The sequence below is a fragment of the Chryseobacterium proteolyticum genome (assembly GCF_046591535.1).
GTDB lineage: Bacteria > Bacteroidota > Bacteroidia > Flavobacteriales > Weeksellaceae > Chryseobacterium > Chryseobacterium proteolyticum.
On the sequence record NZ_JBJLWK010000027.1, the window covers coordinates 1 to 803 of the forward strand.

Annotated in this window: 2 protein-coding genes; both read left to right on the forward strand. The window is 35.6% G+C overall.

All coding sequences use genetic code 11. From position 1 onward, the window contains the following. The coding region (locus ACJ5H0_RS23080; RefSeq protein ID WP_458796249.1) for a hypothetical protein at positions 1 to 462 on the forward strand (462 nt) is incomplete at its 5' end. After that, positions 443 to 751 (forward strand): hypothetical protein, encoded by a 309-nt coding sequence (locus ACJ5H0_RS23085; RefSeq protein ID WP_411252192.1) that lies wholly within the window; start codon positions 443 to 445, stop codon positions 749 to 751. The genes ACJ5H0_RS23080 and ACJ5H0_RS23085, both read left to right, overlap by 20 nt. Positions 752 to 803 lie beyond the last annotated feature (52 nt).

Here is an 803-nt window from a genome sequence, read left to right on the forward strand (position 1 = left end):
TTAATGGCAACTTTTAGAGTAAGTAAGGATAAAAACTACACAACAATTAATAATACAGGACTTCGGGATGAACGATTAACTTGGAAAGCCAAAGGAATTCTAGCGTATATCCTTTCTCTTCCTGACGATTGGGTCTTCTGTATGGAGGAAGTTGCAAAGCATTCAAAGGATGGTATAGCAAGCTTAAAAGCAGGAATGAAGGAGTTAAAGGAATGCGGTTATGTAAAAAGATTCCCTATAAAAGGTGAAGACGGAAAGATTCATAGATGGGAAACGATTATTTACGAAGTACCACAAGTCGAAAAACCACTAGTAGAAATTCTACCAGTGGAAAGTCTACCGGTGGAAAATCTACCAGTAGAAAATCGACCGCTACTAAGTACTAATATACCAAGTACTAATAATACTAATTCTCCAGAAAAGAAAAGCCCACGTAAAAAACGTGAGCGATGGTTATTCTGAAGACTTTGAAAACCTTTGGAAAACATATCCCAAAAAGATTGATAAGAAACAAGGATATAAATCATTTAATGCAGCTATCAAGAAACACTCCTTTGAAGTCATTATGTCTGGTGTGAAAGGTTATGCAGATCACATCAAAAGAAATGGAACAGAAACAAAGTTTGTTAAACACGCTTCCACCTTCTTTAATAACGAATGCTATCTCGAATATGTAGAGAAACCTAAAACATCAGTACCTAATAAGCAGCAACCAACAGCTAACTTTGATATTGATAATTTACTTGATTGAGGTGTAACGGATGGATAAGTACCAGGTTCATTACGAAAACGAATGTCATAGT